This window comes from Streptomyces rubellomurinus, assembly GCF_000961885.1.
GTDB lineage: Bacteria > Actinomycetota > Actinomycetes > Streptomycetales > Streptomycetaceae > Kitasatospora > Kitasatospora rubellomurina.
In genome coordinates, this window is record NZ_JZKH01000071.1 from 34,775 (window position 1) to 43,122 (window position 8,348).

7 protein-coding genes and 1 pseudogene are annotated in these 8,348 nt (G+C 76.2%); 6 read left to right on the forward strand and 2 right to left on the reverse strand.

Going from position 1 to position 8,348, the window contains the following annotated elements:
- The first annotated feature begins 90 nt into the window (after nt 1–90).
- Together treY and treZ are read left to right on the forward strand one after the other, a co-directional pair.
- Nucleotides 91–2,535 carry a malto-oligosyltrehalose synthase gene (gene treY, locus VM95_RS27840; RefSeq protein WP_045701692.1) on the forward strand — a complete coding sequence of 815 codons (2,445 nt, stop codon included), beginning with the start codon at nt 91–93 and terminating at the stop codon, nt 2,533–2,535.
- A 2-nt stretch (nt 2,536–2,537) separates the two neighbouring features.
- Nucleotides 2,538–4,271 (forward strand): malto-oligosyltrehalose trehalohydrolase, encoded by a 1,734-nt coding sequence (gene treZ, locus VM95_RS27845; RefSeq protein WP_045701694.1) that lies wholly within the window; start codon nt 2,538–2,540, stop codon nt 4,269–4,271.
- A 16-nt stretch (nt 4,272–4,287) separates the two neighbouring features.
- Here treZ and VM95_RS27850 read toward each other — a convergent pair whose 3' ends face one another.
- Both VM95_RS27850 and VM95_RS27855 read right to left on the reverse strand, forming a co-directional pair.
- Nucleotides 4,288–5,190 (reverse strand): transketolase family protein, encoded by a 903-nt coding sequence (locus VM95_RS27850; RefSeq protein WP_045701696.1) that lies wholly within the window; start codon nt 5,188–5,190, stop codon nt 4,288–4,290.
- 42 nt (nt 5,191–5,232) lie between these two features.
- Nucleotides 5,233–5,955 carry a thiamine pyrophosphate-dependent enzyme gene (locus VM95_RS27855; protein WP_045701699.1) on the reverse strand — a complete coding sequence of 241 codons (723 nt, stop codon included), beginning with the start codon at nt 5,953–5,955 and terminating at the stop codon, nt 5,233–5,235.
- 57 nt (nt 5,956–6,012) lie between these two features.
- Between VM95_RS27855 and soxR the strand changes: the two genes are divergently transcribed.
- From soxR to VM95_RS27870, 4 genes and pseudogenes are all read left to right on the forward strand, one after another.
- Nucleotides 6,013–6,549, forward strand: a complete 537-nt coding sequence (soxR, locus tag VM95_RS27860; RefSeq protein ID WP_045701701.1) for a redox-sensitive transcriptional activator SoxR — start codon at nt 6,013–6,015, stop codon at nt 6,547–6,549.
- Between the two features lie 64 nt (nt 6,550–6,613).
- Nucleotides 6,614–7,549, forward strand: a complete 936-nt coding sequence (locus tag VM95_RS27865) for a phosphotransferase family protein (protein ID WP_045701703.1) — start codon at nt 6,614–6,616, stop codon at nt 7,547–7,549.
- Nucleotides 7,546–7,650 (forward strand): annotated as a pseudogene (locus VM95_RS44715) (sensor histidine kinase); the annotation flags it as partial. The gene VM95_RS27865 and the pseudogene VM95_RS44715, both read left to right, overlap by 4 nt.
- The gene (locus VM95_RS27870; protein WP_045701706.1) at nt 7,641–8,285 is read left to right on the forward strand and encodes a response regulator transcription factor; all 645 of its coding nucleotides are present in this window, start codon (nt 7,641–7,643) and stop codon (nt 8,283–8,285) included. The pseudogene VM95_RS44715 and the gene VM95_RS27870, both read left to right, overlap by 10 nt.
- Nucleotides 8,286–8,348: the final 63 nt, after the last annotated feature.

Sequence of the window (8,348 nt, forward strand, 5' to 3'; positions counted from 1 at the left end):
GGCGCGACCGGGCCGGGCGCCGGGCCGGGCTCACCTGTTCGGGCCAGCAGCGGGTCTTGGCGGCGGGCCGGGCCGGGTACCTATGGACCTATGACCTCCGCCGCCGAGCCCCCGCAGGCCCGCCCGGCCGCCCCCGCCCCGTCCTCCTCCTACCGGCTCCAGCTGCAGCCCGGCTTCACCCTGCACCACGCCACCGCCGCCGTCCCCTACCTGGCCGCCCTCGGCGTCTCCCACCTGCACCTGTCCCCGCTGCTGGAGGCCGCCCCCGGCTCCACCCACGGCTACGACACCGTCGACCACACCCGGATCAGCGAACAACTCGGCGGCGAGAGCGCCCTGCGCGCCCTCGCCGCCGAGGCCCGCCGGCACCGGCTGCGGCTGATCGCCGACGTGGTGCCCAACCACATGGCCGTGCCCGTCCCCGAACACCTCAACCGGCCGCTGTGGCACGTGCTGCGCGACGGGCCCGACTCGCCGTACGCCCACTGGTTCGACATCGACTGGACCGCGCAGACCGGCCCCGCCGACGCCCCCGGGCGCGGACGGGTGCTGCTGCCGCTGCTCGGCGACCGGCTCGGCGCCGTCCTCGACCAGCTGGCCGTCGACGGCGACGTGCTGCGCTACCACCGGCACGAGCTGCCGCTGCGGCCCGGCACCGAGCGGCTGCCGCTCCCGGAGCTGCTGGCCCGGCAGTGGTACCGGCTCGCCTGGTGGCGCCTGGCCCGCACCGAGCTCAACTACCGGCGGTTCTTCACCGTCAACGAGCTGATCGCCCTGCGGGTCGAGGAACCGGAGGTGTTCGACGCCACCCACGCCGTGCTGCTACGGCTGTACCGCGAGGGCGTCCTGGACGGCTTCCGGATCGACCACCCGGACGGGCTCGCCGACCCGCGCGGCTACCTGCGGCGGCTGGCGGCGGCCACCGGCGGGACGGCGGGCGGCGGGGCCTACGTGGTGGTCGAGAAGATCCTCACCGGCGAGGAGCGGCTGCCCGCCGACTGGCCGGTCGCCGGCACCACCGGCTACGACGCGCTGCGCCGCATCGACGGCGTGCTCACCGACCCGGCGGGGGCCCGGCGCGCGGCCGAGGCGTACCGGGCGTTCCTGGGCGGCGGGCCGGAACCCGCGCGCGGGGAGCCGAACCCGGCGGTGGCCGCCGCCCGGCGCGGGCGCGCCGAGATGACCGGGCCGGTCGGCGAGCTGGCCGCCGAGGTCGAGCGGCTGGTGCGGATCGCGCTGCGGATCGGCGCCGCCGAGCCCGCCTACGCCGACCACGCGCCCTGGCAGCTGCGGGCCGCGCTGCGCCGGCTGCTCACCGACTACCCGGTGTACCGGCCGTACGCGCGGCCCGGCGAGGCGCCGCCGCCCGAGGAGTTCCTGCGCACCGTGCGGGAGGGCTCCGACGACCCGACCGAGCACCTGGTCGCCGCGCTCGCCCTGGGCGAGCTGGGGCGCGACCCCGACCGGGACGAGTTCTGCGTGCGCTTCGGGCAGACCGCCGCGGCCGTCGCCGCCAAGGGCGTCGAGGACACCGCCTTCTACCGGTGGAACGCGCTGCCCGGGCACAACGAGGTCGGCGGCGAGCCGGCCCGGCCCTGGGTCACCCCGGCCGAGTTCCACGACTGGTGCCGGTACCTGGAGCAGCAGTGGCCGCACAGCATGACGGCGCTGTCCACGCACGACACCAAGCGCAGCGCCGACGCGCGCGCCCGGCTCGCCGTCCTCGCCGAGCAGCCCGAGGCGTGGGCCGCCGAGGCCGCCGCCTGGTCCGCCGCGCTCGGGCCCGGCCCCGACCGGGACGCCGACTGGATGCTGTGGCACACCCTGGTCGCCGCCTGGCCGATCACCCCCGAGCGGCTGGTCGCCGCCCTGCTCAAGGCCGCCCGCGAGGCCAAGCTGCACACCTCCTGGACGGCCCCCGACACACCGTACGAGCGGGCGCTCGAACAGCGGGCCCGCGCCGTGTACGCCGACCCCGGGCTGCTCGCCCGGATCGAGGAGCGGGTGCGCGCCCTAGCCCCGCACGCCCGGGCCAACACCCTGGCCGCCGCCCTGCTGCACCTCACCGTCCCCGGCGTCCCGGACCTGTACCAGGGCAGCGAGGAGCCGCTGTACACCCTGGTCGACCCGGACAACCGGGGCGTGGTCGACCTCGACGCCCTCGCCGTGCGGCTCACCGACGCCGCCGCCCCGCGCCCCGGAGACCTCGCCCGCGAGAAGCTGCACCTGACCGCCACCGCCCTGCACCTGCGCCGCGACCGCCCGCTCGGCGCCTACCGCCCGCTGGCCGCCGTCGACCTGTCCGGCGAACACCTGCTGGCCTTCGCCCGCGGCGAGGACGTGGTCACCGCCGTCACCCGGCTCCCGTACGGGCTGGAGCGGGCCGGCGGCTGGCGCGACGCCGTGCTGGAGCTGCCCCCGGGCGGCGCCTGGACGGACCAGCTGACCGAGCACCGCTACCCGGCCGGACAGCCGGTGCCGGTCGCGGACCTGCTGGCGACGTATCCGGTGGCACTGCTGACGAGGAGGGGCTGAGCATGGCGGTCTACGAGGTGTGGGCGCCGCACGCGGCCTCCCGCGTCACGGTCGAAGTCTCCGGCGGCTCCCATGAGTTGGCGCGCCTGGCCGGCCGCGACGGCTGGTGGGGCGGCGTCGCACCGGCCGGCGACTACGCCTTCCGGCTGGACGGCGGCCCGCCGCTGCCCGACCCGCGCTCGGCCCGGCAGCCGCACGGCCCGGACGGCCCGAGCCGGCCCGTCGACCACGCCGCGTTCCCCTGGACGGCGACCGGCTGGCGCGGCCGCCCGCTGCCCGGCTCGGTGGTGTACGAGCTGCACGTCGGCACCTTCACCACCCGCGGCACCTTCGACGCCGCCGCCGAACGCCTCGACCACCTCGTCGAGTTGGGCGTCGACTTCGTCGAGCTCATGCCGGTCTGCCCGTTCCCCGGCCGGCACGGCTGGGGCTACGACGGCGTCTCGCCGTGGGCCGTCCACGAGCCCTACGGCGGGCCGGACGGGCTCAAGCGCTTCGTCGACGCCGCGCACGGCCGGGGCCTCGGGGTGATCCTCGACGTGGTGCACAACCACCTCGGCCCCTCCGGCAACCACCTCCCGCGGTACGGCCCGTACTTCACCGACCGGCACCACACCCCCTGGGGCGCCGCCGTCAACCTCGACGCCCCCGGCTCCGACGAAGTCCGCGCCTACCTGATCGGCAGCGCCCTCGCCTGGCTGCGCGACTACCGGATCGACGGGCTGCGGCTCGACGCCGTGCACGCCCTGATCGACCACCGGGCCGTCCACTTCCTGGAGGAACTCAGCGGCGAGGTCGACAAGTTGGCGGTCGCGACCAACCGGCCGCTGTTCCTCGTCGCCGAATCCGACCTCAACACCCCGCGCACCACCACCCCGCGCGAAGCCGGCGGCCAGGGGATCGACGCCCAGTGGAGCGACGACTTCCACCACGCCCTGCACTGCGCGCTCACCGGCGAATCCCACGGCTACTACGGCGACTTCGCGCGCGCACCGCTCGCCGCCCTCGCCAAGTCGCTGCGGCACGGCTACTTCCACGACGGCACCTGGTCCACCTTCCGGGGCCGCCGGCACGGCCGGCCGTTCACCCCGACCGGCGCCGGCCACCGGCTGCTCGGCTACCTGCAGACCCACGACCAGATCGGCAACCGGGCGCTCGGCGACCGGATCTCCACCACCCTGCCCACCGGCCGGCTCGCCTGCGGCGCCGCCCTCGTGCTCACCTCGCCGTTCACCCCGATGCTGTTCATGGGCGAGGAATGGGGCGCGGCCACCCCCTGGCAGTACTTCACCGACCACACCGACCCCGGCCTCGCCGAAGCCGTCCGGCAGGGCCGGCGGCGGGAGTTCACCGACCACGGCTGGGCCGCCGAAGCCGTCCCCGACCCGCAGGAACCCGCCACGCTGCTGCGCTCCGTCCTCGACTGGACCGAGCCGCACCGCGCTCCGCACGCCGAACTGCTGGACTGGTACCGGCAGTTGCTCCGGCTTCGGCGGGAGCTGCCGGAGCTCGGCGACCCGGACCTCGGGGCGGTGCGGGTCGAGTTCGACGAGGCCGCCGGGTGGCTGGTGGTCCACCGGGGGCCGTACCGGGTCGCGGTCAACCTGGGGGCCGGCGAGGCCACCGTGCCGCTGGGCGGCCCGGGGCGGGAGCTCGTCGCGGCGTTCGGGGCGGCCCTGGTGTCGGGCGACCGGGTGCGGCTCGGGGGCGACTCGGTGGCCCTCGTCGCGGTGTGACCCGCCCCGGGGCCGCTCACCAGAGGAAGGTGCCGATCCGCTCGCGCAGGCCGGCCGCGTCCAGGCCGTAGGCGGCCAGGTGCTCGGCCATCGAGCCGTAGTGCCGGTGCTCCGCGCGCGGCACGCCCAGCGCCAGCAGCCGGTGCGGGCGGTCGGCCAGCGCCTCGTGCACCGCGTGCGCGGAGGTGCCCGCGAGGTACGGCTCCACCAGCACCACGTCGCCCCGACCGCCGTGGGCGTCCAGCGCCGCGCGCAGGCCGGCCCGGTCGAAGGGGCGCACCGTCGCCGCGTACAGGACCGTCGCGTCCAGGCCCTCGGTGGCCGCCAGCACCGCGTCCAGCACCGGCCCCACCGCGACCACCACGCCGCCCCGGCCCGTACGGACGGCCGTCAGGCGGCCCGGCTCGATCGCGACCGGGGTCTCGTTCTGCTGCGCCGAGAGGCGGACGTAGACGTTGCGGTCGCCGTCCGCGTAGGCGTGGCGCAGCAGCCGCTCGGCCTCCTCGGGGTGGCCGGGGACGTGCACCGTCCAGTCCGGCAGGGTGTCCAGCAGGGCGACGTCGCCCGGGGCCATGTGGGTGCGGCCCGCCGCCGGGTTGTCGTACGAGCCGCCCGCGCTCACCAGCACCGCGCCGACGCCCTGGTGGGACAGGCTCAGCTTCACCTGCTCGAAGGGGCGTTCCACCAGGAAGCTGGCGAAGGTGTGGGCGATCGGGCGCATCCCGGTCAGGGCCAGGCCGCCGGCCGCGCCGATCAGCAGCTGCTCGCGGATGCCGACGTTGACCACCCGGTCGGGGTGGCGCTCGTGGGCGGGGTCGAAGGAGGCGGCGGTGATGTCGGCGAGCACCAGGGCAAGCCGGGGGTCCTCGTCCAGCAGACGGGTGGTGACGTCGACGAAGCGCTCGCGCATGGTGTCCATCGGGGGCTTGCCTTCCGTGGGGGGCTCGGGGGGAGTGGTTCTTCAGGAGTCCTTGGGCTCGACCGTGGCGACCACCACGTGCGGGCGCCCCGGGTGCTCGGCGGTGTAGGCGCGGTGCAGCGCCTCGTGGTCGCGGCCGTCCACCGTCGCCGTCGACCAGCCGGCGGCCGCGAAGCGCTGCGCGATCCCGCCCTGCCAGCCGTGCGTGGCGGAGGAGTTGTCGATCACCACCGCGTGCAGCCGGTCCAGGCCGTACGCGCCGGCGAAGGCCACCGCCTCGTGGTTGGAGCCCTCGTCGAACTCGGCGTCGCCGAGCAGCACCCACACCGCCGGGCCGTTCAGGCCCTGCGCCCGCAGGCCCAGCGCCGTGCCGACGCCCAGCGGCAGGCCCTGGCCGAGCGAGCCGGAGGAGATCTCCACGCCGGGGAGCAGCATCCGGTCCGGGTGGTAGCCGAGCGGCGAGTCGTAGCCGCCGAAGCTCGGCAGCACCGCCGGGTCGATGAAGCCCTTGGCCGCCAGCACGGCGTAGTAGGCCATCGGGCCGTGGCCCTTGGACAGCAGCATCCGGTCGCGGTCCTGCGCGTCGGCCGTGGCCGGGGTGACGCGCAGCACCCGGTCGTAGAGCACCCAGAGGGCGTCCAGGGTGGAGGTGGCGGCGGGGTTGTGCTTCTCGTCGCCGGTCATCAGGGACATCAGGGCCGGGAGGTCCTCGAAGCGGCCGCGGGCCCGGGCTTCCGTCGTGCTCGTCGTCGTGCTCGTCGTCATGCCCCCGATCGTGCAACTTCAAGCGAACTTGAGGTCAAGCGACTACAGTGGGTGCCCATGAACGCGACCCCGGACAGCGACCGCGCCCCCGGCCCGCGCCACAGCGACCTGCTCACCATCGGGCAGCTCGGCAAGCGCAGCGGCCTCGCCGCCTCCGCCCTGCGCTACTACGAGAGCCTCGGGCTGATCCACGCCACCCGCACCGCCGGCGGGCAGCGCCGCTACACCCGCGGCACGCTGCGCCGGATCGCCTTCGTCCGGGCCGCCCAGCGGGTCGGCCTCTCCCTCGACGAGGCGCGCGTCGCCCTCGACCGGCTGCCCTCGCGGCCGGCGCCCAGCGGCGACGAGTGGGACCAGGTCGCCGCGTCCTGGCAGACCCGGATCGACGAGCAGATCGCCGAACTCGAACGGCTCAAGGCCAAGCTCACCGGCTGCATCGGCTGCGGGTGCCTGTCGCTGACCCGCTGCGCGCTCTACAACCTCGGCGACCGCGCCGGCGAGGCCGGGCCGGGCGCCCGCTACCTGCTCACCCGCGACCCGGCCACCGGGCCGGAGCCGGCCTCGCCGGACGTCGGCAACTGCGGGGCCCGCTGACCCGGCCCGCCGGGTGGGCGAAACCCCGTTGCCGGGCGGGCGTCGCCCTGCCTACCGTGCGCCCATGCTGCCTGTGGTGGAGACGGACGAACAGTGGGACGCGGTCGTGCCGGACGAGACCGTGGTACGGCCGGGCGCCGAGGCGCTGTGCGCGCGCCTGGGCGTCGGCGGGCTGCCGCTGGAGCGCTTCGCGGAGGGCTCCGTCCCGGTGTACGCGGTGGGCGGGGCGCACGTGCTCAAGCTGTTCCCGGCGCTCAGCGCGCGGGACGGCGTCACCGAGGAGCGCGTCCTCACCCACCTGCGGGGCGCGCTGCCGATCCCGACGCCGGAGGTGCGCGCGGCCGGCGAGTACGTCAACGGCTGGCGCTACGTGCTGATGTCCCGGCTGCCGGGCGAGGGCCTGGCGCCCGCCTGGCCGGGCATCCCGCAGGGCGCGCGGGTGCGGATCGCCCGGGACTGCGGGGAGGCGCTGGCCGCCCTGCACGCGCTCGACCCGGATCCGCTCGCGGACGTGCTCGGCCCCGGCGACTGGTCCGCCTTCCTCGCCCGCCAGCGGGCCGGCGCGGTGGCGCGCCAGCGCGAACGCGGGCTGCCCGAGGCCTGGTCAGAGCAGATCCCGGACTTCCTCGCGGCCGCCCCGCTCCCCCGGGCGCCGCAACGCGCCCTGCTGCACACCGAGTTCATGCGCGAGCACCTGCTGACCGACCCGGCCGCCGGGTGGCGGCTCACCGGGCTGTTCGACTTCGAGCCCGCCATGATCGGTGATCCTGCGTACGACCTGGTCGCGGTCGGCCTGTTCACCACCCGCGCCGATCCCGTCCTGCTCGGCCATCTGCTCGCCGCCTACGGCCGCGCCGTCGACCCGCGCCTGCTGATGGCGTACACGCTGCTGCACGTGTACAGCCACCTGCCGTGGTACCTGCGCGAGTTGGAGCCCGCGTCGCGGACGCTGGACGACCTGGCCGAGGAGTGGTTCGGCACCGCCCGGGCCTCCTACTGAGCGGTTTGGCCCGCCGCATCGCCGCGCTGGACGGTCGGCTGACGGTGGACAGCCCGCCGGGCGGCCCGACCCGGGTGGTCGCGGAGCTGCCATGCGGTTGATGATCGCCGAGGACTCCGCGCTGCTGCGCGAGGGCCTGGTCCGCCTGCTGGCCGACGAGGGGCACGAGGTGGCCGCCGCGGTGGGGGACGCGGACGCCCTGCTGGCCGCGGTGGCCGCCGATCCCCCGGACGTCACCGTCGTGGACGTCCGCATGCCGCCCACCCACACCGACGAGGGGCTGCGGGCCGCCCTGCGGATCCGGTCCGAGCACCCGCGGGTGGGGGTGCTGGTGCTGTCGCAGTACGTGGAGCAGCGGTACGCCGCCGAGCTGCTGGCGGCCGACACCCGGGGCGTGGGGTACCTGCTGAAGGACCGGGTCGGCCGGGTGGAGGAGTTCCTGTCCGCGCTGGACCGGGTGCACGGCGGCGGCACGGTGTTCGACCCGGAGGTGGTGCGCCGCCTCCTCGCCCGCACCCGCCGCACCGACGATCTCGACCTGCTGACGGAACGCGAGCGGACCGTGCTGACGCTCATGGCCCAGGGCTGCACCAACGCGGCCATCGCCCAGCAGCTGTTCGTCTCCAGGAGCGCGGTGGAGAAGCACGTCAACGCGGTGTTCGACAAGCTGCGGCTGCCGCGGGACGACGGCGCCAACCGCAGGGTCCTGGCCGTCCTGCGGTTCCTCGGGGGCTGACGTCCGGGCCCGCGCCCGCCCGCGCCCGCCGCGCCCGCCCGCGCCCGCCGCGCCCGCCGCGCC